Here is a 21,753-nt window from a genome sequence, read left to right as displayed (position 1 = left end):
TTCGGTCGGATCCGCCACCAGATCCGCGACCGGACCCACCAATCCCGTCAATTCCGTTGACCGCGTTGCAGGTTGGGAGAGTTCGGCATGGGCACCACGGACGACATGGCCACCACGGACGCGATGGACAGGCGTGGGTTCAGCCGTCGGATGGTGATGGGCGGGGCCGCCGTCGCCACGGTCGCGACATCGTTGTCGCTCGTTGCCGCGAAGGACGCGACGTCCGCCGCCGGTGCCGAGAGGGCCGCCGGCGCGAGCGCCGCGCTCCGTACGGCCCCCGCGGGCGGCGAGGTCAGACGCCTCAAGCTCTATGTCGAGAAGCTCGCCGACGGGCAGATGGGCTACGGACTGGAGAAGGGCGCGGCCACCATTCCCGGCCCGCTGATCGAGCTCAACGAGGGCGACACCCTGCACATCGAGGTCGAGAACACCATGGACGTGGCGGCGAGCCTGCACGTCCACGGCCTGGACTACGAGGTCTCCAGCGACGGCACGAAGCTGAGCGGCTCGCATGTCGAGCCCGGCGACACGCGTACGTACACCTGGCGCACGCACGCCCCCGGCCGCCGTAAGGACGGCACCTGGCGGGCGGGCAGCGCGGGCTACTGGCACTACCACGACCACGTCGTCGGCACCGTGCACGGTACGGGCGGCATCCGCAAAGGCCTGTACGGGCCGGTGATCGTGCGCCGGCAGGGCGACATCCTGCCCGACAGGACCCATACCATCGTCTTCAACGACATGACGATCAACAACCGGCCGGGTCACGACAGTCCCAACTTCGAGGCTACGGTGGGGGACCGGGTCGAGTTCGTGTCGATCACGCACGGCGAGTACTACCACACGTTCCACGTGCACGGTCACCGCTGGGCCGACAACCGCACCGGCCTGCTGACCGGTCCCGACGACCCCAGCCGGGTGGTCGACAACCTGATCGTGGGTCCCGCCGACTCGTTCGGCTTCCAGGTCATCGCGGGCGAGGGCGTCGGCGCGGGCGCGTGGATGTACCACTGCCACGTCCAGAGCCACTCCGACATGGGGATGGCGGGCCTGTTCCTGGTGAGGAAGACGGACGGCACGATCCCGGGCTACGAGCCGCACGAACACTGAACACACCACCGCCCGCGACGCTTTCAAGGGACGCGGGCAACCACGGCGTACCCGCACCCGGCGGTCGGCGTGCTTTCAAGGGGCGCGGGGAACGGCGCGGGTAACCAGGGCGTACCCGCACCGGGCGGTCGGCCTGTTTTCAAGGGGCGCGGGGAACGGCGCGGGTAACCACGGCGCACCCGGCGACCGCCGCGCAGCCCGGGGCTCGCCTGGGAGCGCTCTCAGCGACCCGTCGGACGAGGGCTATCCTGATCGGCAACCGCCGCCCTGAGGAGCCCCGAGGTGACCGACCAGTCCACAGCGCCACGCCCCACCCTGGAGGCCGTGGCCGCCCGGGCCGGAGTCTCTCGGGCCACCGTGTCGCGCGTCGTCAACGGCGGCGAGGGCGTGCGCGAACCCCTGGTCGAGCGGGTCAGGCGCGCCGTCGACGAACTCGGCTACGTCCCGAACCAGGCCGCCCGCAGCCTGGTCACCCGACGCCACGACGCCGTCGCCGTGGTCATCGCCGAACCGGAGACCCGCGTCTTCGCGGACCCCTTCTTCGCCCTGCAGCTCCGCGGCATCAGCAAGGAGCTCACGGCCCATGACTCCCAGCTCGTACTCCTGCTCACGGAAGGCCGCGACGACCACGCCCGGGTGGCCCGCTACCTCGCCGGCGGCCACGTCGACGGCGCGCTCGTCTTCTCCCTGCACCTCGACGACCCGCTCCCGGGCCTCATCCGCGGCGTGCCGACCGTGTACGGCGGTCGCCCCGGCTGGAGCGACGCGTCCCGCGACGCGGTGTACGTCGACTGCGACAACAGGGGCGGCGCCCGCGAGGCCGTACGGCACCTCGTCGGCCTCGGCCGCCGCCGCATCGCCCACATCACCGGCGCCCTCGACCAGACCTCGGCGGTCGACCGGCTCGACGGGTTCCGCGACGTCATGGCGGACGCCGACCCGCGGCTGATCGTGGAGAGCGACTTCACCCCGGGGGGCGGTGAGCGCGCCATGCGCGAGCTGCTCGACCGCTGCCCCGACCTGGACGGCGTGTTCGCCGCGAACGACCTCACGGCGGCGGGCGCGCTGCGGGTCCTGCGGGAGCGGGGACGACGGGTGCCCGAGGACGTCGCCGTGATCGGGTTCGACGACATGCTGCCGTTCACCGAGCAGGCCGACCCACCGCTCACGACGGTCCGGCAGGACATAGAGGGGATGGGCCGGCTGATGGCGCGGCTGTTGTTGCAGGGGCTGGAGCGGACAGGGGCGGCGTCCGCGGAGGAGATGGGCGCGCCGTCCGGTGTCGTGCTGCCCACCACGCTGGTGCGACGGGCCTCCGCGTAGCGCTCCGGCGGGACTTTCGCGAGAAACCTCGCGGATTCGTCGCGCGCCGGTGTGCGTCCACCACGCGGCCGGGGAATCATCGGGCTTCGTGGCACGCCCCGGACCTCGCGTTCGGCGCCGGCCCCGCGGTCCATGAACGTGCGGGCGGTGTCCCGTTGAGCCGACGTTGATCGAACGTTTTTCGATGTACGGCACGATCGCCGGCATGCGCAACGACACCACCGCCGTGCCCGACCTCTCCTGGCAGGAACAGGCACTGTGCGCCCAGACCGGATCCGACTTCTTCTTTCCCGAACCGGGCAGCTCGGTACGGGAGGCCAAGCAGATCTGCGGCATGTGCGAGATGCGCTCCGCCTGTCTCGAGTACGCGCTCAACCATGACGAACGCTTCGGCGTCTGGGGCGGCCTGTCCGAGAAGGAACGGCTCGGCCTCCGACGTGCCCGGCACTGACCGCCGGCATCGGTACCGGGACGCTTCGTCCCGGCGACCCGCGTGTCCCGGCACGTGGCGCCCGTCTCGACGTACGGACCGGGGACCGCTGCGGCGCGCCCAGCTGGACGCACTGCGCCGCCACCCGGTGGCCGATGTGCGCGACATGGTGCCGGCCCGGGTGACGGCGTACGAATGACGGCCGTCCCGGTCCCGGCGCACACGCCGGGACCGGGACGGCGTGTTACTTCGCGGCGGCGCGGGCCGCCATGCGGGCCTTGCGGGTCGCGAGCTTCTCGTCGAACTTGGCGGCCTCGGCGTCCAGGCCGCCCATGTAGAGGCCGAGCTCTTCCTGTGCCTTGAGACCCTCGGGGCCGAGCCCGTCGATCTGCAGGACCTTGAGGTGGCGAAGGATCGGCATCAGCACGTCGTCGTGGTGGATCCGCATGTTGTAGACCTCGCCGATCGCCATCTGCGCGGCGGCCCGCTCGAAGCCGGGCATGCCGTGTCCGGGCATCCGGAACTGGACGATGACATCCCGCACGGCCTGCATGGTCAGGTCGGGGGCGAGCTCGAACGCGGCCTTGAGCAGGTTGCGGTAGAAGACCATGTGCAGGTTCTCGTCGGTCGAGATGCGCGCCAGCATGCGGTCACAGACGGGGTCACCCGACTGGTGTCCGGTGTTGCGGTGCGAGACGCGGGTCGCGAGCTCCTGGAAGGCGACGTACGCGACGGAGTGCAGCATCGAGTGACGGTTGTCCGACTCGAAGCCCTCGCTCATGTGCATCATGCGGAAGGCTTCGAGCTGATCCGGGTCCACGGCGCGCGACGCGAGGAGGTAGTCGCGCATCACGATGCCGTGGCGGCCCTCCTCGGCGGTCCAGCGGTGCACCCAGGTGCCCCAGGCGCCGTCGCGGCCGAACAGGGAAGCGATCTCGTGGTGGTAGCTGGGCAGGTTGTCCTCGGTCAGGAGGTTCACGACCAGCGCGATGCGGCCGAGCTCGGTGACCTTGGACTGTTCCTTGTCCCAGGCCTCGCCGTCCTCGAAGATGCCGGGGAAGTTGCGACCGTCGGACCAGGGCACGTACTCGTGCGGCATCCAGTCCTTGGCGACCTTCAGATGACGGTTGAGTTCGGTCTCCACCACTTCTTCCAGTGCGAACAGCAGGCGCGCGTCGGTCCAGTCGGAGGACGGGCTGCCGAGTTGGGGAGAAGTGATCGTCACGGGGGCTCCAGGGGGACGTAACTGCTGAGCGGTAACTCCAACCTACGGCATCGTAGGCTACGTAAGCGTAGGTTACGATGCCGTAGGTTAAGGTCGTGGTAAAGAGCCCTGATCAGCGATGATCTGTTCGAGGGCGCTCGCGGCATCTATACGGAGGCCATCCGTCCGGCGGATGTGCAGCTCATGCGCGGCGGATGCGCGGATCCGGGGGCCGCGCGGAGGGGCCCGCCGGCTCCTCAGACGTACAGGTCCCGCAGGCGGACCGAGAGGCATGTCACACAGCCTTCGAGCTTCTCGAACTCGCTGATGTCGACGAGGACGGGTTCGAGGCCGAGACCGGCGTACAGCTCGGCGGTCTTCGGGGCGCTCGCCGCCATCAGGAGCCGTCCGCCGCCGAGGAGGACGACGTGCGAGCCCGCCTCCTCCGGCACCGCCAGGAAGCGCGGGAACAGCGACGGTGTGTCCACCAGCGGCTCGTGCCCGACGATCGTGCCGTCCGGCAGCGCGGTGACGGCCGACTTCAGGTGCAGCACCCGGCTCACCGGTACGGCGACGACCCGGGCGCCGAGCGGCTCGAACGTGGCCCGCAACTGCTGGATACCGGCTCCGTTGGTGCGCCCGCCGAGACCCACGTAGATCGTGTCGCCGACCTTCAGGACGTCGCCGCCCTCCAGGGTGCCCGGCTCCCACACCCAGTTCACCGAGCAGCCGAGGCGCGCCACCGCCTCCTCGACGCCGGCGGTCTCGGCGCGCCGGGACTCCGCGCCCGGGCGGCCGATCAGCGCCACGTTGCGGAAGACGACCACCGCGTCCTCGACGAACACGGAGTCCGCGCAGTCGTCGGCGGGCTCCACCTCCAGGGTCTCCCAGCCGTGCGTACGCAGGGCTTCCACGTACGCCTCCCACTGGTCGACCGCCAGAGCGAGGTCGACCGGCGTGCGCTCGAGGTGCGTGACGAGACCTTCGGCGAGGCGGGGGCTGGGACGGCGAACGAGGGCTTTCTGGCTGGGCACGTGCGGATCTCCGTCTCGGCAGGGTGTGTCCTCGCACATCATGCAGCCCCCACCGACCTGGCAACAGCCCCCTCGGCACGCCGCGGCCCGGGCCCCGCCCGCCCGCACCCTGCGAACGGCCGACGGCTGCCGGAACGACCGGCGGACACCCGGGCGGCCGACGGCGGCGGCCCGGGTGACCCGGCAGCGGCTGCCCGGGCGACCGACGGCTACCCGGGGTACCCCAGCGCTTCCGGCGTCGTCCCCTTCAGCTCCCCCTCCTCCAGCAGCAGCCACCGCGTGATCCCGATCGACTCCAGGAACGGCATGTCGTGGCTGGCCACGATCAGCGCCCCCTCGTACGACTCCAGGGCCGTGGTGAGCTGGCGCACGCTCGCCATGTCGAGGTTGTTGGTCGGCTCGTCGAGCATCAGGAGCTGCGGCGCGGGCTCGGCGAGCATCAGCGCGGCCAGGGCCGCCCGGAACCGCTCGCCCCCGGAGAGCGTCGCCGCCCGCTGGTCGGCCCGGGCGCCCCGGAACAGGAAGCGGGCCAGCCGCGCCCGGACCCGGTTGTTGGTGGCACCCGGCGAGAACCGGGCCACGTTCTCGGCGACCGTCAGCTCGTCGTCGAGGACGTCCAGCCGCTGGGGCAGGAAGCGCATCGGCACATGGGCCCGCGCTTCCCCCGCGACGGGTTCCAGCTCCCCGGCGATGGTCCGCAGCAGCGTGGTCTTGCCCGCGCCGTTGCGGCCGACCACCGCGATCCGCTCGGGCCCGCGCAGGTCGAAGGAGCCCGCGCGCGCCCCGTACGCCAGTTCCAGGTCCAGCAGCGTGAGGACGGTACGTCCCGGCGGCACGGCCGTGTACGGCAGGTCGACGCGGATCTCGTCGTCGTCCCGCACGGCCTCCACCGCGTCGTCGAGCCGTCCCTTCGCCTCGGCGAGCCGCTCCTCGTGCATGATGCGGTGCTTGCCCGCGGACTCCTGGGCCGCGCGTCTGCGCGCCCCCATCACGATCTTCGGCTCGCGTTTCTGCTCGAACATCTTCTGCCCGTACCGCTTGCGCCGGGCCAGCTTGACCTGCGCGTCGGCCAGTTCGCGCTTCTGCTTCTTCAGGTCGGACCCGGCGACCCGCACCATGCGCTCGGCTGCCTCCTGCTCGGTGGCCAGGGCCTCCTCGTAGGCCGAGTGGTTGCCGCCGTACCAGGTGATCCCACCGGAACGCAGGTCGGCGATCTGGTCGACCAGGTCGAGGAGTTCGCGGTCGTGGCTGACCACGACCAGAATGCCGGAATAGGCCTCGACGGCCGCGTACAGCCGCCGGCGCGCGTACAGGTCGAGGTTGTTGGTGGGCTCGTCCAGCAGGAGCACGTCGGGCCGGCGCAGCAGCAGCGCGGCCAGGCGCAGCAGGACCGACTCGCCGCCCGAGACCTCGCCGATGGTGCGGTCGAGGCCGATGTGACCGAGGCCGAGTTCGCCGAGCGTCGCCACGGCACGCTCCTCGACGTCCCAGTCGTCGCCCACGACGTCGAAGTGCGACCCGGACACGTCGCCCGCCTCGATGGCGTGCAGCGCGGCCCGCTTCGCGGCGATGTCCAGGACCTCGTCGACGCGGAGCGCGGTGTCGAGGGTGACGTTCTGCGGCAGCCGGCCGACCTCGCCCGTGACGCGGACGGTGCCCTCGGAGGGGGTGAGTTCCCCCGCGATGAGCTTCAGCAGGGTCGACTTGCCCGAGCCGTTGACGCCGACGAGCCCGGTCCTGCCGGGGCCGAAGGCGACCTGGAGGTCCTCGAACACGAGGGTGCCGTCGGGCCAGGAGAAGGAGAGGGAGGTGCAGGTGAGGGAAGTGGGGGCATGAGACATACAGGCCTCGCGATGCTGGATGCGGTCAGGGCGACACGTATCGAGACACCGGAAGGCGGCGACGGCCGGAAGGACGGAACCCTTCGGGACATCCGCGGAGTGCGGGGCACGGGAGAAGCCCTGTTCCGCCGGACGGCTCGGAGCCGAGGTCGCACGCTGCGCACACACGGGACGTGGGTGACGCGGTGTCTCGTGACCTCAGACGAGCAACGTCCTTCTCCATTCGGCGACAACAGGGCGATCAACACGGTAGGAGGGGGCCGAACCACTGTCAACGAATTAAATGACCCCACCCCACTTTTGACCTCGGCCTCGACCCCGGTCCGGCTCCCATCCCCGACCACCTGAAGGAGACTCCGTGCCCAACGGCCCGCTCTCGCTGCCCGCCCGTCTCTACCTGCTGGCCTGGGACACCACGAAAGGCAAGGTCACCGGTGCTTCCCAGGTTCCGCACCTGGTCCGCGCCGGTGCCCTCACCGAGCTGGCGCAGCGCGGGCTGCTGGCCGACGCGGACGGCGTCGCCGTGCCCACCGACCCCGACGGCCGCACCGGGGACCCGGTCCTCGACGGCCTCCTGGAACTCGTCGAGGAGTCCCTCCCGCACAAGTGGAAGACCTGGGTGAGCCTGCGGGCCCGCATCACGCTGGACGCGGTGGAGGCGCAGCTCGCCGCGGACGGCTATCTGCGCGCCGAGAAGACGCGCGTGCTCGGTGTCTTCCCGTCCGTGGAGTACGAGATCGACCGGGTCGCCGTGGTGGACAAGCTGCGCGAGGAGGCACGCCTGGTGCTGGAAGGACCGGTACCGGTCGACGAGGTGTCCCCGCGGGACGCGGCGCTCGTCGCCCTGGCGGCCGCGGCCGAGGTGCGCACGCTGGTGCCGGGCAGGGAGTTCCGGCAGTACGAGGCCCGGACCGCGGCCCTGGCCGAACGCGGCGGGACGACGACGCCGATGCTGAAGCAGGCGGTCCAGGACATCCTCTCGGCGGTGGCCGGGACGGCGCCCCCCGGGGTGCCGGGGCACTGAGCGGCGCGGCCCACCGGAAGGGGCGCCGGGTCCGGCGGGGTCCGTCCGGTGTCCACGCACGTGTCGGATTCCTGCCAGCGGGCAGCCCTGCCCGGTGGTTGGCTCCTGCGCATGAGCAGACTTCTCGAGCAGGCCCTGGAGTTCCGCGCGCTGCACGTCGCCGGACGGCCCCTTGTCCTCGCCAACGCCTGGGACACCGCGAGTGCCCGGCTCGTCGAGGCGGCGGGTGCCCGCGCCGTCGCGACCACCAGCGCGGGCCTCGCCTGGGACCTCGGCGCCGCGGACGGCGACCGGCTCGACCGGGACACGGCCCTCGCGGCTGTCGCACGGATCGCCGCCGCGGTCCGCGTACCCGTCAGCGCGGACATCGAGACCGGGTACGCCGGGGACGCCGGGGGTGTCGGTGAGACGGTCCGCGCGGTACTCGCGGCCGGCGTCGTGGGCGTGAACATCGAGGACGCCCTCCACGAGCCGCACCCGTCCCCGGAAAGCGGCGAGCCGCTGCGGCCGATCGCCGAGCAGGCCGCGCGGATCGCGGCGGCCCGCGCCGCCGCCGACTCGGCCGGGGTGCCGCTGTTCGTCAACGCCCGTGTCGACACGTACCTGCGGGGCGCCGGAAGCCTGTCCGCCACCCTGGAGCGCGCGGCCGCATTCCTGGCCGCCGGTGCCGACGGCGTCTTCGTACCCGGCGTGGTGGACCCGGTCACCGTCAAGGCCCTGGCCGAGGGCGTGGACGGCCCGCTCAACGTGATGGCGGGGCCCGGCGCCCCGTCCGTCACGGAGCTGTCCTCGCTGGGGGTCGCCCGGATCAGCGTGGGGTCGGGCATCGCGCAGGCGGCGCACGCACTGGTCCGCCGTGCCACGCGGGAGCTGCTGGACACGGGGACGTACGGAGCGCTGGCCGACGGCCTCGACCACGGGGAACTCAACGCCCTCCTCGGCGGGGCGGGCTGACCGCACACCACCTGCCGGGACGCTTCTGTCGGGGCGCCTGCGCCGGGACACCTCCGCCCGTGCGCCGGAAACTTGTGCGCCGGAAACCCGTGGGCCGGAAAGCCGTCAGCAGGAGTCGCGCAGCAGTTCGGCGAGCCCGTGGTCCAGGTCCTGGTGCAGATGCTCCAGACCGACCGGGACCAGTTCCGTCGAGCTGTCCAGGAAGTGCCGCAGTTCGCCCGCGCGCACGTGGATCACGGCGGTGCCCTCCGGGGCGTGGAACTCCAGGACGATGCGGTCGTACCCGTACGGCCGCACCCGTACGTCCCCGTGCCCCACCTCCTCCTCCAGGCCCGCGGCGAGCAGCTCACGGGCGAAGGTCCAGCACACCTCCACGCCTTCGAGCGTGGACGGGGCCGGGAAGGACATGCGGACGGCGAAGGGATCGTGGGGGTCGTAGCCGAGGGTCGCGGGAATGCTCGGCATCCGCGGCGCGGCGGCGACGAGGCGGGCCTCTACGGGCTGCTCGATAACGGTGGACAACGCCTTGCTCCCTTGTGACGTGCGGACGAACTGCGGACGGATGAGCCGGGCACTTGTAAGGACGTCGGAACCGGCCGATCCGTGCCTGTGAAAACGTATGAACTCCAAGTGACCTCCGTCACCGCCTTTCAATCACGGGAGTGATCGCTGATTTCCGGGTGATCGCCCGGGACCCCTGGGACCTCTGGACGCGACCGGGGGAGTGGGCTAGCTTCGCCCGCCATGAGGGGCTTGGGGAAGACGCGAGGCAGGACACGTACGAAATTCATGAGGCGCGTGGTGACGGCGGGGGTGTGCGGGGCGGCGTTCGCGGCCGTGCTTACCGCACCGGCGCAGGCGGACGGACCGGCGGCCCACGGGCCGGCCGGCGGGAAACCGGCGCACTGGGAACCGAGGGCCACCGGTACGGACGCGCGCTTCCGCGGCCTGTCCGCCGTCAGCCGGAACACCGCCTGGCTGGCCGGATCCAAGGGCACCGTCCTGCGCACCGCCGACGGCGGCGCGCACTGGCGGAACGTGTCGCCGCCCGGGGCCGCCGGACTGGAGTTCCGTGATGTCGAGGCCTTCGACGGCAGGCGCGCCGTGGTGCTGGCCATCGGTGAGGGCGAGGCCTCCAGGATCCTGCGGACCGAGGACGGCGGCGCCACCTGGACCGAGTCGTTCCGCAACACCGACGCCAAGGCCTTCTACGACTGCATGACCTTCCTCGACCGGCGCCACGGACTGGCGATGAGCGACCCGGTGGACGGGAAGTTCCGCATCCTGTCGACCGGCGACGGCGGCCGCTCCTGGAAGGTGCTGCCCAGCGCCGGGATGCCCGCCGCCCTGGAGGGCGAGGCGGGTTTCGCGGCCGGTGGGCAGTGTCTGGTCGGTTCGGGGCCGCGGGACGTGTGGCTGGCCACGGGCGGCGCGGCACGCGCGCGTGTGCTGCACTCCGCCGACCGCGGCCGCACCTGGACCGCCACCGACAGCCCCCTCCCGGCGGGCGACCCGGCACGCGGCGTCTTCGCCCTCGCCTTCCGCGACCGCACGCACGGCATCGCGGTCGGCGGCGACTACCGCGCCGACCAGGCCTCGCCGAAGGCGGCAGCGGTCAGCGGCGACGGCGGCCGCACCTGGACCGCGGCCACCACGCCGCCGCCCGCGTACCGCTCCGGCGTCACCTGGCTCCCGCGCAGCCGCACCTCCGCCCTCGCGGTCGGTCCCACCGGCACCGACCTCACCACGGACGGCGGCCGCACCTGGCGCACGCTGGACACCGGCTCGTACGACACCGTGGACTGCGCCCCCGACCTGGCCTGCTGGGCCTCGGGCGAGAAGGGCCGGGTGGCCCGCCTGGAACGCTGACGGGGCTTCGGCCGGCACCCGGGGCGGCCGGCCCCGCCACCGGCCGTCCCGGCGTCGGCCCGGGCTCGACGCCACCACGACCGAGGGCGAGAACATGACTGAGGGCACCGTGACGACCGTACGCATTCCCGTGGACTGGCCCGCCACCGAGGAGCGGGCCCTGGCCGTGCAGGACGGGCTGCGGGGGCGGGTGGTCCTCGACGAGCCGGGGCCGGCGCCGGGAACCGGCCGGGTGACCGGCGTCGACGTGGCGTACGACGACGAGCGCGACGTCGTCGTGGCCGCGGCCGTCGTGCTCGACGCGGCGACCCTCGACGTGGTCGCCGAGTCCACGGCCGTCGGCCGGGTGCCGTTCCCGTACGTCCCGGGACTGCTCGCCTTCCGGGAGCTCCCGGCCGTCCTGGCCGCCCTCGAAGCGCTGCCGTGCGCCCCGGGTCTGGTGGTCTGCGACGGCTACGGCCTCGCCCACCCCCGCCGCTTCGGCCTGGCGAGCCACCTCGGCGTCCTCACCGGCCTCCCGACGATCGGGGTCGCCAAGAACCCGTTCACCTTCACCCACGAGGAGCCGGACGCCGCGCGGTTCCTCCGCACCGCTGCTCGCGGGCGAGGAGGAGGTCGGCCGCGCGCTGCGCACCCGGGCGGGGACCAGACCGGTGTTCGTCTCGGTCGGCCACCGGGTGACCCTGGACACCGCCTGCGCCCACACCCTCCACCTCGCGCCGCGCTTCCGCCTGCCCGAGACGACCCGGCACGCCGACGCGCTGTGCCGCCGGGCGCTGCGGGGGACGACGGCATGAGTGCGTTCTGAGTACGCGTCCTGAGTACCCGTACGGATGCCTGACCCCACCATGATCGGCAGGCTGGGCGCATGACGACACACCGCGCCCCGAAGCCCGCCGCCGGCCCCGCCCGGCCCGCCGAACGGACCGTGATGGCGGGACTGGTCCTCGCGGTCGTGGTGGGCGTCGCCTGGACGGTGGGCATGGTCTGCACGGTCATCGGGTGGTAGCCGTGGCCCTGAGCAGCTCCTCGCGGGAGATGACGTCGGAGCCGGTGGCCGGCACCGTGCAGGCGTAGGCCCCGGCGACCGCGCCGAAGAGGCCGCAGCGCCCGGGCGGTTCGCCCGTCAGCCGCCCGAAGAGGTAGCCCGCCGCGAAGGCGTCCCCGGCCCCGTTGGAGTCCACGACGGGCGCGGGCGGTGCGACGGCCGGGATGTGCGTCAGCTCGCCGTCGAGCAGCTGGTACGCGCCCTCGGCCCCCGCGGTGGCGACGACGACCTCGGCCCGGCCCCGGTCGGCGATCCGCCGCATGGTCCCCTCCGGGTCCGCCAGCGCGGTCGTCGACAGGAAGACGACGTCGGCCTCGTACGCGAACCGCTCGTGGTAGGCCTGCGTCCCGTCCCAGTTGTGCAGGTCGGTCGAGACGGTCACCCCCGTCTCCCGCAGGACCGGCAGGGCGTGCGCGCAGGGCCGGCTGATGGAGACGTGGGCGTGCCGGCTCACCGAGGCGAGCGCCCGTACGGTCCGCGGGGGCAGCCGGTCGTCGTCGTGCCCGCGCGTGCTGTCGTACAGCGACAGCCGCCGCCCGTCCGGCCCGACGAGGTTCACCGCCCGCTTGGTGCCGGCCGGCTGCGGGACCTCGGTGAGCGCGACCCCCCGGTCCCGGTGCAGCGCCCGGACCAGATCGCCGTGGTGATCGGCGCCGAGCATGTCGAGGTGGTGCGTACGCAGCCCGAGCGCGTGCGTCCCGAGCGCGACGAAGTCCCCGGTCTGCCCGGCCCGCGTCTCGATGGACGGCACCATACGGCTGTCCGCGTAGGGCAGGGGCAGTTCGGACACGTACACGATGGTGTCGACCCCGGCCCCGCCGAGGACGAGTACGTCGATCCCGGAACCCAAGGATGCTCCCGTGTGATGAGAGGGCGCCGGACGGGCGGCCCTTCCTGCCGCGCCTTCCGTGGCGCGCGGAGCGCTACCGCGTGGCCGCGACCCGGAAACGGATCCCCGCCCCCCGCAGCCGCTCGATGAGCGCATCTCCCAGGGCGACGGTTGTCGTCACCTGCCCCGACGTGGAGGGGAGCTCGTCGAGGGCGAGACACAACGCCGACTCGGCCAGCATCTTGGCGGTGTCCCCGTACCCCGGATCCCCGCCGGCCACCTCGGTGAAGACCCGCTTGCCGCCCCCCTCCCCGATGAACCGCACGGAGAACCAGCTGCCCGCCCGCTTCTCCTCGTCCGGTCCGTCGCCCGGCTTCAGGCGGTCCGACAGCCACCGCCGCACGGCGGGCACCTGCGCCGCCGCGATGAGCGTCCCGGCTCCCAGCACCCCGCCGACGGCGGACGGCAGCGTCCCGACCGCCGCGTAGTGCCGGTAGCGGAAGTCGGGCCCGTACCGTTCCAGCGCCCGCGCGGACCGCCGCACGATCTGCGCGTCGACGGTGGGCAGCGGCAGGGCCCACGCGCCCAGCTCGCCCACGTAGCGCGGGGCGCCCGTCGGCGCGTACGCCCGGCGCCCGACCAGCCGCGGCTCGTGCCGCCCGCGGTCGCGCGCCGCGGCCGCCATGTGCCGCCCGCGCGCGAACTGACCCAGGGCGGAGGCGAAGGTGCCGCCCGAGAACGTCGCCCCGACCCGTACGAACCCGTCCACGGTCAGCGGCACGCCCTCGGGGAGCTGCCGCACGGTGAACCATGCGCCCAGGTCGTGCGGGACCGAGTCGAAGCCGGCCGCGTGCACCAGCCGGGCGCCGGTCTCCCGCGCGCGTGCGTCGTGCCGTACGTACATGAGGTCCACGAACTCGGGCTCGCCGCAGAGGTCCAGGTAGTCGGTGCCCGCCTCCGCGCAGGCGGCGACCAGCCCCTCGCCGTACTGCAGGTAGGGGCCGACCGTCGTGGCCACCACGCGCGCGTGCTCCGCGACGTCCCGCAGGGAGGCCGGATCGGTGACGTCGGCCCGCAGCAGCGGCAGCTCCGCGCAGCGCGGGTCGATCGCCGTCAAGCGGTCCCGCAGCCGCTCCAGCCTCCCGGTGTCGCGGGCCGCGACCGCCCAGCGCAGCCCCTGGGGGGCGTGGGCGGCGAGGTACTCCGCGGTGAGTGTCCCGACGAACCCCGTGGCTCCGAAGAGCACGATGTCGTACGTGCGTTCCGTACCGTCCTGCCTGCTCATGGCACCTCTCCGCCGTTCAGCCCGCGCCGTTGCCGGTGGCCGAGGCTAGCGTGAGGCGCGGAGAACCGGACCGGTATCCCGGCGAAAAGGCCGCAAGCCCTCCAGAATTGACTGAGCGCTTGCTCGCCGAGGGCTTGTGCGGAGCGGGACGCGTTCTTAACATCACTGATGTTACATCAGTTGTGTCACAGTGCTGGGGGCTTGATGGCAGCGGCGGGAACGGCAGGGCACGGCCCGCTGACCGGGGTGCGCGTGGTCGAGCTGGCGGGCATCGGACCCGGTCCGTTCGCCGCCATGCTCCTCGCCGACCTGGGCGCCGACGTCGTCCGCGTGGACCGGCCCGGCGGCGGGGGGCTCGGGATCGACCCCGCGTACGACATCACCAACCGCAACAAGCGCTCGGTGGTCGTCGACCTCAAGGCACCCGACGGGGCCGAGCGGGTCCTCGGCCTGGCCGGGCGCGCCGACGTCCTCGTCGAGGGCTACCGTCCGGGCGTCGCCGAACGCCTGGGCGTGGGGCCGGCGGCCTGCCACGCCCGCAACCCCGGGCTCGTCTACGGCCGGATGACCGGCTGGGGCCAGGACGGGCCGCTCGCCCCGCGCGCCGGCCACGACATCGCGTACATCGCGCTGACCGGCACCCTCGGCATGATCGGTGCCCCGGACGCGCCCCCGGCCGTCCCCGCCAATCTCCTCGGGGACTACGCGGGCGGCTCGCTGTACCTCGTCGTCGGCGTCCTCGCCGCCCTCCACCACGCGCGCGCGGGCGGCGCCGGTCAGGTCGTGGACGCGGCGATCGTGGACGGCACCGCCCACCTCTCCTCGATGATCCACGGCATGCTGGCCGCCGGCGGCTGGCACGACCGGCGCGGCGCCAACCTCCTGGACGGCGGCTGCCCCTACTACGGCACGTACCGGACGGCCGACGGCCGGTACATGGCGGTCGGCGCGCTGGAGGAGCGGTTCTACGACGAGTTCACCGAACTGCTCGGCCTCGGGGAGCACGCCTCGGCGCGCAAGGACCTCTCCCGCTGGGGCGAGCTGCGCGAGGCGGTCGCGGCCCGCTTCGGGACCCGTACGCGCGACGAGTGGACCGCGGTCTTCGACGGGTCCGACGCGTGCGTGGCGCCCGTGCTCTCGCTGCGCGAGGCACCGCACCACCCGCACCTCGCGGCCCGCGGCACCTTCACCGAACACGGCGGCATCACCCAGCCCGCCCCCGCGCCCCGCTTCTCCGCCACCCCTACCACCGTCCGCGGGGGACCGGCGCGGCCGGGCGGCGACACCGCGGACGTGGCCCGCGACTGGGACGTACCGGATCTCCTGCAGGGCCTCCCCGAACCGAAGGGCACCCCCGAATGAAGCGGCAGATCTTCACGCCCGAGCACGAGGCGTTCCGCGAGACCGTCCGCACCTTCCTCGCCAAGGAGGTGCTGCCGCACCACGAGCAGTGGGAGAAGGACGGCATCGTCTCGCGCGAGGCCTGGCTCGCGGCCGGCCGGCAGGGGCTGCTCGGCCTCGCCGTCCCCGAGGAGTACGGGGGCGGCGGCGACACCGACTTCCGCTACAGCGCCGTACTCGCCGAGGAGTTCACGCGCGCGGGCGCCGCCGGGCTCGCGCTCGGGCTGCACAACGACGTCATCGGGCCCTATCTGACGGGCCTCGGCACCGAGGAGCAGAAGCGGCGCTGGCTGCCCGGCTTCTGCGACGGCTCCCTGATCACCGCCATCGCCATGACCGAGCCCGGCGCCGGCTCCGACCTCCAGGGCATCAGGACGCACGCCGAGGACCGGGGCGACCACTGGCTGCTCAACGGCTCCAAGACGTTCATCTCCAACGGCATCCTGGCCGACCTGGTGATCGTCGTCGCCAGGACCACCCCCGAGGGCGGCGCGAAGGGGCTCTCCCTGCTGGTCGTCGAGCGCGGCGCGCAGGGGTTCGAGCGCGGCCGCAACCTCGACAAGATCGGCCAGAAGGCGCAGGACACCGCGGAACTGTTCTTCCACGACGTACGCGTCCCGAAGGAGAACCTGCTCGGCGAGCCGAACGGCGCCTTCCTGCACCTGATGACGAACCTCGCGCAGGAACGGCTGGGCATCGCCGTGGCGGGGATCGCCGCCGCCGAGCACCTGCTGGAGATCACCACCGACTACGTCAAGGAGCGCGAGGCCTTCGGGCGCCCGCTGGCCAGGCTCCAGCACATCCGCTTCGAGGTGGCCGAGATGGCCACCGAGTGCGCCGTCACCCGGACGTTCATCGACCGCTGCATCGTCGACCACACGGCGGGTGAACTCGATGCGGTGCACGCCTCGATGGCCAAGTGGTGGGCCACCGAACTGCAGAAACGCGTCGCGGACCGCTGCCTGCAACTGCACGGCGGCTACGGCTACATGACGGAGTACCGCGTTGCCAAGGCCTTCACCGACGGCCGCATCCAGACCATCTACGGCGGGACGACCGAGATCATGAAGGAGATCATCGGCCGTTCCCTGCTCGGCTGACCGCCCCGCTCTCCCGGGCTCTCCCCGAAAGGCTCACGAGTGACCACCGAAGCGTACGTGTACGACGCGATCCGCACCCCGCGCGGCCGCGGCAAGGCGACCGGCGCCCTGCACGGCACCAAGCCCGTCGACCTGGTCGTGGGGCTCATCCACGAGATCCGGGACCGCTTCCCGGGGCTCGACCCGGCCGCGATCGACGACGTCGTGCTCGGTGTCGTCGGACCGGTCGGCGACCAGGGATCCGACATCGCCCGCATCGCGGCCCTCGCCGCCGGCCTGCCGGACACCGTGGCCGGCGTCCAGGAGAACCGCTTCTGCGCGTCGGGTCTGGAAGCCGTCAACCTGGCCGCGATGAAGGTCCGTTCGGGCTGGGAGGACCTCGTCCTCGCGGGCGGCGTCGAGTCGATGTCCCGGGTGCCGATGGGCTCCGACGGCGGCGCCTGGTTCGCCGACCCGATGACCAACCTGGCCACCGACTTCGTACCGCAGGGCATCGGCGCCGACCTCATCGCCACCGTCGAGGGCTTCTCCCGCCGCGACGTCGACGAGTACGCGGCGCTGTCGCAGGAGCGTGCCGCCGAGGCCGCGAAGGACGGCCGCTTCGACAGGTCCGTCGTGCCCGTCAAGGACCGCAACGGGCTCGTCGTCCTCGACCACGACGAGCACCCGCGCCCCGGCACCACGGCCGACTCCCTGGCCCGGCTCAAGCCGTCGTTCGCGGACATCGGCGAGCTGGGCGGCTTCGACGCCGTGGCGCTGCAGAAGTACCACTGGGTGGAGAGGATCGACCACGTCCACCACGCGGGCAACTCCTCCGGGATCGTGGACGGCGCCTCGCTGGTCGCCGTCGGGTCCAAGGAGGTCGGCGAGCGCTACGGGATCACCCCGCGCGCGCGGATCGTCTCCGCGGCCGTCTCCGGCTCCGAGCCGACCATCATGCTGACCGGGCCCGCGCCCGCCACCCGCAAGGCACTCGCCAAGGCCGGCCTGACCATCGACGACATCGACCTCGTCGAGATCAACGAGGCCTTCGCCGCGGTCGTCCTGCGCTTCGCCCGGGACATGGGCCTGTCCCTCGACAAGGTCAACGTCAACGGCGGCGCCATCGCGCTGGGCCACCCGCTCGGCGCGACCGGCGCGATGATCCTCGGCACGCTCGTCGACGAACTGGAGCGCCGGGACAAGCGGTTCGGCCTCGCCACGCTGTGCGTGGGCGGCGGCATGGGCATCGCGACGATCGTCGAGCGCCTGTAACCCGCCGGTGGACAACCGGCCCCCGCACATCCCGGACTTCCGCGGCCCCCGGACCTCTACGGAGAACCCCCTCATGACCGAGAGCACCACCATCCGCTGGGAACAGGACGAGACCGGTGTCGTCACCCTGGTCCTCGACGACCCCGACCAGTCCGCGAACACCATGAACCAGGCGTTCAGGCAGTCGCTCACCGCGGTCGCCGACCGCCTGGAGGCGGCGGTCCAGGCCGACCCGCGGTCCGTGCGCGGTGTCATCCTCACCTCCGCCAAGAAGACCTTCTTCGCGGGCGGCGACCTGCGCGACCTCATCCGGGTCACGCCGGAGACGGCCGGGCAGCTCTTCGACGGCGGCCTCGCCGTCAAGCGCGACCTGCGCCGCATCGAGACCCTCGGCAAGCCCGTCGTCGCCGCCATGAACGGCGCGGCCCTGGGCGGCGGCTACGAACTGGCGCTGGCCTGCCACCACCGGATCGCTCTCGACGCGCCCGGCTCCAGGATCGGCTGCCCCGAGGTCACCCTCGGCCTGCTGCCCGGAGGCGGCGGCGTCGTCAGGACCGTACGCCTCCTCGGCATCGCCGACGCGCTCCTCAAGGTCCTCCTCCAGGGCACCCGGTACAGCCCGCGACGCGCCCTGGAGAACGGCCTCGTCCACGAAGTGGCGGCCACCCGGGAGGAGATGCTCGCCAAGGCCCACGCCTTCATCGACGCCAACCCCGAGTCGTCCCAGCCCTGGGACGAGCCCGGTTACCGCATTCCCGGCGGCACCCCGTCCAGCCCCCGGTTCGCGGCGAACCTGCCCGCCTTCCCGGCCAACCTGCGCAAGCAGACGAACGGCGCGCCCTACCCGGCGCCGCGCAACATCCTCGCGGCCGCCGTGGAGGGCTCCCAGGTCGACTTCGAGACCGCGCAGGTCATCGAGGCGCGCTACTTCGTGGAGCTGGCCGCGGGCCAGACCTCCAAGAACATGATCCAGGCCTTCTTCTTCGACCTCCAGGCCGTCAACTCCGGGGCCAACCGCCCCCAGGACGTCGCGCCCCGCCAGGTCCGCAGGGTCGCCGTCCTGGGCGCCGGGATGATGGGCGCCGGCATCGCGTACGCGTGCGCCCGCGCCGGTATCGACGTCGTCCTCAAGGACGTGTCCGCCGAGGCCGCCGCCAAGGGCAGAGGCTACTCCGAGAAGCTCTGCGCCAAGGCCGTCTCCCGCGGCCGTACGAGCCGGGAGAAGGCCGACGCGCTCCTCGCCCGCATCACGCCCACCGCCGACCCGAACGACCTCGCGGGCTGCGACGCCGTGATCGAGGCCGTCTTCGAGGACCCGGCGCTCAAGCACAAGGTGTTCCAGGAGATCCAGCACGTCGTCGAGCCGGACGCGCTGCTGTGCTCCAACACCTCGACCCTGCCGATCACCGTGCTGGCCGAAGGCGTCGAGCGGCAGACGGACTTCGTCGGACTGCACTTCTTCTCGCCCGTCGACAAGATGCCGCTCGTCGAGATCATCAAGGGCGGGCGCACCGGCGACGAGGCCCTGGCGCGCGCCTTCGACCTCGTACGGCAGATCGACAAGACCCCGATCGTCGTCAACGACTCGCGCGGCTTCTTCACCTCCCGCGTCATCGGGCACTTCATCGACGAGGGTGTGGCGATGGTCGGCGAGGGCATCGAGCCCGCCTCCGTCGAGCAGGCCGCCGCCCAGGCCGGCTACCCGGCCAAGGTGCTCTCCCTGATGGACGAGCTGACGCTCACCCTGCCGCGGAGGATCCGCGCCGAGTCGAGGCGGGCCGTCGAGGAGGCGGGCGGCACCTGGACGACCCACCCCGCCGAGACCGTCGTCGACCGCATGGTCGACGAGTTCGGGCGCACCGGCCGCAGCGGCGGCGCCGGATTCTACGAGTACGGGGAGGACGGCAGGCGCGCCGGGCTGTGGCCGGGACTGCGGGAGCACTTCACCCGCCCGGGCACGGAGATCCCCTTCGAGGACATGCAGGAGCGCATGCTGTTCTCCGAGGCGCTGGACACCGTCCGGCTCCTGGAGGAGGGCGTCCTGACGTCGGTCGCCGACGCCAACATCGGGTCGATCCTCGGCATCGGCTTCCCCGGCTGGACGGGCGGCGTCCTGCAGTACATCAACGGGTACGGCGAGGGCGGCGGGCCCGCCGCGTTCGTGGCCCGCGCGCGGGAGCTCGCCGAGCGCTACGGGGAGCGGTTCGCGCCGCCCGCCCTGCTCGTGGAGAAGGCGGAGCGGGGCGAGCGGTTCAGCGACCGCTGACCTCGCGCCGTTCGGCTGCGGCGGCGCCGCAGCCGAACACGCCCCCCCACCGCACCGGCAGGTGTACCGCTCAGTGGTACGCCGGACTTGCCCCCGTGGGGACGGCTCCCGGACGCTGACCGGCGTCCGGTCCCCGTCCCCACGAGGAGCACACGATGGGCCGCCGCCCCGCCTCCGCCCTGCTCGACATCCTGCGCGGCGAGGGCGTGGACCGCGGCTTCGGCAACCCCGGTACCACCGAACTGCCGTTCCTGGCCGCCCTCGTGGACGCCGAAGCGGCCCCTGAGTACGTCCTGGGCGTCGGCCTCGACGCGGGTACGGACGACAGGGATGCCGCTGAACGCGGCGGCGTCCGGATTGGACCCGACCGCCCGCGCCCGCGCCCCGAAACGGGTCCGGGTGAGCACCACCGTGAGGCCGCCCGCGACCGCCGGCAGCACCCACAGCGCGAACGGCACCCCGCCCGCGTCGCCGCCGGCGAGGGTGAAGAACGAGTCGTCCAGCGGCAGGTCGGTGATCTGCTTCCCGTCGGCGAGCGCCAGCCCGACACCCCGGAACAGCAGCGCGCCGACGACCAGGCACATCGCGTAACCGCCGCCGACCGACAGGTCGACTTCGCGCATGGCCAGCGCGAAGACCATGCCGCACGCCATGAGCGAGATGTAGACGGAGTTGTGCGCGGTGGTGAGCAGGACGCCGAGCTCGTCGGGGAGCCGTCCGGGGGAGAGGCGGCCCGCCCGCCACCGGCCCCGTGGCGGCCCGGACCGTCGCCCGCCCCCGGCTCCGCCCGGTTCGCGGGCGCGCCCGGCGCCGTCCACGGCAGGGTCGGTCCCGGTCATCGGGCACGGCTCCCGAACGGGCTGGTGGCCAGGGGGTCCTGGCGGGGCCCCCGCAGCGTCGGCCCGCCGGGCGCGGGCGGCAACACGGACGTTCCGGCGAATGGAACAAGGCCCGGCGCGGGTCCGGCGGAGACCGGGCCGCGGGCCGTTCCGGAGACCGGAAACGCCCCTTGCCGCGCGTCCACCGGTTGCGCACACTCACCGCATGGAGACGCGTACCGCACTGGTGACCGGCGCGGCACAGGGCCTCGGACAGGAGTTCGCGGTCGCGCTCGCGGGCCGCGGGTACCGAGTGGCGGGACTCGACCTGGTTCCGCAGCGGAAGACGGCCGACCGCATCCTGGACTACGTGGAGCTGGTCGCCGACGCCACGGACGAGACGCAGATCCGCGGGGCGCTGGAGCGGGTGATCGACCGGTTCGGCACCCTGCACATCCTGGTCAACAACGCCGGCGTCTACCCCGAGACGTCCTTCGAGGACATCACGCCCGAGGAGTGGCGGCGGGTCATGCGCGTCAACCTGGAGGCGCCGTTCCTGATGACCCGCGCGGTACTGCCGCACCTGAAGGCGGCGGGCTGGGGCCGGATCGTGAACATCGCCTCGGCCGCCGCCCTCACGGCCCCGCCCACGATGGTGGCGTACACCGCCTCGAAGGCCGGACTGATCGGTTTCACCCGCGCACTGGCCTCGGCGCTCGGCCCGTACGACATCACCGTCAACGCGATCGCGCCGAGCATGGTCCGCACGGAGACCGCCGAACGCACGGTCGGCGCCGGCGGCGGCTTCGAACACGTCCGCGCGCAGCAGGCCGTGCCCAGGACCCAGGAGCCGCCCGACCTCGTCTCGACCCTCCTGTACGTGATCGACGAGGGCAGCGGTTTCCTGACCGGCCAGACACTCGACGTGGCAGGCGGCTCGGCCTACCCGTGAGGCACCACCGG

General features: G+C 72.8%; 19 protein-coding genes and 1 pseudogene. 13 read left to right on the top strand and 7 right to left on the bottom strand.

The window, feature by feature from the left end; translation table 11 throughout:
- Window positions 1-123: 123 nt before the first annotated feature.
- The 3 genes from QFZ75_RS06735 (at window position 124) to QFZ75_RS06725 (ending at window position 2,884) form a co-directional block, all read left to right on the top strand.
- Window positions 124-1,110 carry a multicopper oxidase domain-containing protein gene (locus QFZ75_RS06735; protein ID WP_307544254.1) on the top strand — a complete coding sequence of 329 codons (987 nt, stop codon included), beginning with the start codon at window positions 124-126 and terminating at the stop codon, window positions 1,108-1,110.
- 282 nt (window positions 1,111-1,392) lie between these two features.
- Complete coding sequence (locus QFZ75_RS06730) at window positions 1,393-2,433, top strand: LacI family DNA-binding transcriptional regulator (protein ID WP_307534664.1); 1,041 nt, start codon at window positions 1,393-1,395, stop codon at window positions 2,431-2,433.
- A gap of 166 nt (window positions 2,434-2,599) precedes the next feature.
- Window positions 2,600-2,884 (top strand): WhiB family transcriptional regulator, encoded by a 285-nt coding sequence (locus QFZ75_RS06725; RefSeq protein WP_373465817.1) that lies wholly within the window; start codon window positions 2,600-2,602, stop codon window positions 2,882-2,884.
- A gap of 223 nt (window positions 2,885-3,107) precedes the next feature.
- Here QFZ75_RS06725 and QFZ75_RS06720 read toward each other — a convergent pair whose 3' ends face one another.
- From QFZ75_RS06720 to QFZ75_RS06710, 3 genes are all read right to left on the bottom strand, one after another.
- Window positions 3,108-4,088 carry an acyl-ACP desaturase gene (locus tag QFZ75_RS06720; protein WP_307534661.1) on the bottom strand — a complete coding sequence of 327 codons (981 nt, stop codon included), beginning with the start codon at window positions 4,086-4,088 and terminating at the stop codon, window positions 3,108-3,110.
- A gap of 236 nt (window positions 4,089-4,324) precedes the next feature.
- Window positions 4,325-5,101: a dimethylargininase gene (gene ddaH / locus QFZ75_RS06715; RefSeq protein ID WP_307534659.1), complete on the bottom strand. Its 777-nt coding sequence runs from the start codon at window positions 5,099-5,101 to the stop codon at window positions 4,325-4,327.
- A gap of 209 nt (window positions 5,102-5,310) precedes the next feature.
- Window positions 5,311-6,942 (bottom strand): ABC-F family ATP-binding cassette domain-containing protein, encoded by a 1,632-nt coding sequence (locus tag QFZ75_RS06710; RefSeq protein WP_307534658.1) that lies wholly within the window; start codon window positions 6,940-6,942, stop codon window positions 5,311-5,313.
- A 358-nt stretch (window positions 6,943-7,300) separates the two neighbouring features.
- Here QFZ75_RS06710 and QFZ75_RS06705 point away from each other — a divergent pair, with 358 nt between their 5' ends.
- Both QFZ75_RS06705 and QFZ75_RS06700 read left to right on the top strand, forming a co-directional pair.
- Window positions 7,301-7,966, top strand: a complete 666-nt coding sequence (locus tag QFZ75_RS06705; protein WP_307534657.1) for a GPP34 family phosphoprotein — start codon at window positions 7,301-7,303, stop codon at window positions 7,964-7,966.
- 111 nt (window positions 7,967-8,077) lie between these two features.
- Window positions 8,078-8,920 carry an isocitrate lyase/phosphoenolpyruvate mutase family protein gene (locus QFZ75_RS06700; RefSeq protein ID WP_307534656.1) on the top strand — a complete coding sequence of 281 codons (843 nt, stop codon included), beginning with the start codon at window positions 8,078-8,080 and terminating at the stop codon, window positions 8,918-8,920.
- Window positions 8,921-9,025: 105 nt separating this feature from the next.
- Here the strand turns inward: QFZ75_RS06700 and QFZ75_RS06695 are convergent, their stop codons facing one another.
- Window positions 9,026-9,442: an SsgA family sporulation/cell division regulator gene (locus QFZ75_RS06695; protein WP_307534654.1), complete on the bottom strand. Its 417-nt coding sequence runs from the start codon at window positions 9,440-9,442 to the stop codon at window positions 9,026-9,028.
- 267 nt (window positions 9,443-9,709) lie between these two features.
- Between QFZ75_RS06695 and QFZ75_RS06690 the strand changes: the two genes are divergently transcribed.
- The 3 genes and pseudogenes from QFZ75_RS06690 to mmpA all read left to right on the top strand — a co-directional run bounded on the left by QFZ75_RS06690 (window position 9,710) and on the right by mmpA (window position 11,798).
- Complete coding sequence (locus tag QFZ75_RS06690) at window positions 9,710-10,789, top strand: YCF48-related protein (protein ID WP_307534652.1); 1,080 nt, start codon at window positions 9,710-9,712, stop codon at window positions 10,787-10,789.
- Window positions 10,790-10,883: 94 nt separating this feature from the next.
- Window positions 10,884-11,586, top strand: a pseudogene (locus tag QFZ75_RS06685) (endonuclease V).
- Between the two features lie 71 nt (window positions 11,587-11,657).
- Window positions 11,658-11,798: a morphogenic membrane protein MmpA gene (gene mmpA, locus QFZ75_RS06680; protein ID WP_307534650.1), complete on the top strand. Its 141-nt coding sequence runs from the start codon at window positions 11,658-11,660 to the stop codon at window positions 11,796-11,798.
- Here mmpA and QFZ75_RS06675 read toward each other — a convergent pair.
- Window positions 11,785-12,687 carry an adenosine kinase gene (locus QFZ75_RS06675; protein WP_307534648.1) on the bottom strand — a complete coding sequence of 301 codons (903 nt, stop codon included), beginning with the start codon at window positions 12,685-12,687 and terminating at the stop codon, window positions 11,785-11,787. The two genes, mmpA and QFZ75_RS06675, sit on opposite strands and share 14 nt — an antisense overlap.
- Window positions 12,688-12,760: 73 nt before the next feature.
- A complete protein-coding gene (locus QFZ75_RS06670) occupies window positions 12,761-13,951 on the bottom strand; it encodes a trans-acting enoyl reductase family protein (RefSeq protein ID WP_307534647.1) in 1,191 nt (396 codons plus the stop codon).
- A 204-nt stretch (window positions 13,952-14,155) separates the two neighbouring features.
- Here QFZ75_RS06670 and QFZ75_RS06665 point away from each other — a divergent pair, with 204 nt between their 5' ends.
- The 4 genes from QFZ75_RS06665 (at window position 14,156) to QFZ75_RS06650 (ending at window position 19,972) form a co-directional block, all read left to right on the top strand.
- Window positions 14,156-15,313, top strand: coding sequence for a CaiB/BaiF CoA-transferase family protein (locus QFZ75_RS06665; RefSeq protein WP_307534645.1), 1,158 nt, complete (start codon window positions 14,156-14,158; stop codon window positions 15,311-15,313).
- A complete protein-coding gene (locus QFZ75_RS06660) occupies window positions 15,310-16,452 on the top strand; it encodes an acyl-CoA dehydrogenase family protein (protein WP_307534643.1) in 1,143 nt (380 codons plus the stop codon). Before QFZ75_RS06665 ends, QFZ75_RS06660 begins: the two co-directional genes overlap by 4 nt.
- 39 nt (window positions 16,453-16,491) lie before the next feature.
- The gene (locus QFZ75_RS06655) at window positions 16,492-17,706 is read left to right on the top strand and encodes an acetyl-CoA C-acetyltransferase (RefSeq protein ID WP_307534642.1); all 1,215 of its coding nucleotides are present in this window, start codon (window positions 16,492-16,494) and stop codon (window positions 17,704-17,706) included.
- 73 nt (window positions 17,707-17,779) lie between these two features.
- A complete protein-coding gene (locus tag QFZ75_RS06650; protein ID WP_307534640.1) occupies window positions 17,780-19,972 on the top strand; it encodes a 3-hydroxyacyl-CoA dehydrogenase NAD-binding domain-containing protein in 2,193 nt (730 codons plus the stop codon).
- Here QFZ75_RS06650 and QFZ75_RS06645 read toward each other — a convergent pair.
- Window positions 19,897-20,811, bottom strand: coding sequence for an ABC transporter permease (locus QFZ75_RS06645; RefSeq protein WP_307534638.1), 915 nt, complete (start codon window positions 20,809-20,811; stop codon window positions 19,897-19,899). The genes QFZ75_RS06650 and QFZ75_RS06645 overlap by 76 nt on opposite strands.
- A gap of 205 nt (window positions 20,812-21,016) precedes the next feature.
- Here QFZ75_RS06645 and QFZ75_RS06640 point away from each other — a divergent pair, with 205 nt between their 5' ends.
- Complete coding sequence (locus QFZ75_RS06640; protein WP_307534637.1) at window positions 21,017-21,742, top strand: SDR family NAD(P)-dependent oxidoreductase; 726 nt, start codon at window positions 21,017-21,019, stop codon at window positions 21,740-21,742.
- Window positions 21,743-21,753 lie beyond the last annotated feature (11 nt).

The organism is Streptomyces sp. V3I8 (assembly GCF_030817535.1).
GTDB lineage: Bacteria > Actinomycetota > Actinomycetes > Streptomycetales > Streptomycetaceae > Streptomyces.
Note: the sequence above shows the minus strand (reverse complement) of the source record. Positions and strands in the feature narration are given on the sequence as shown.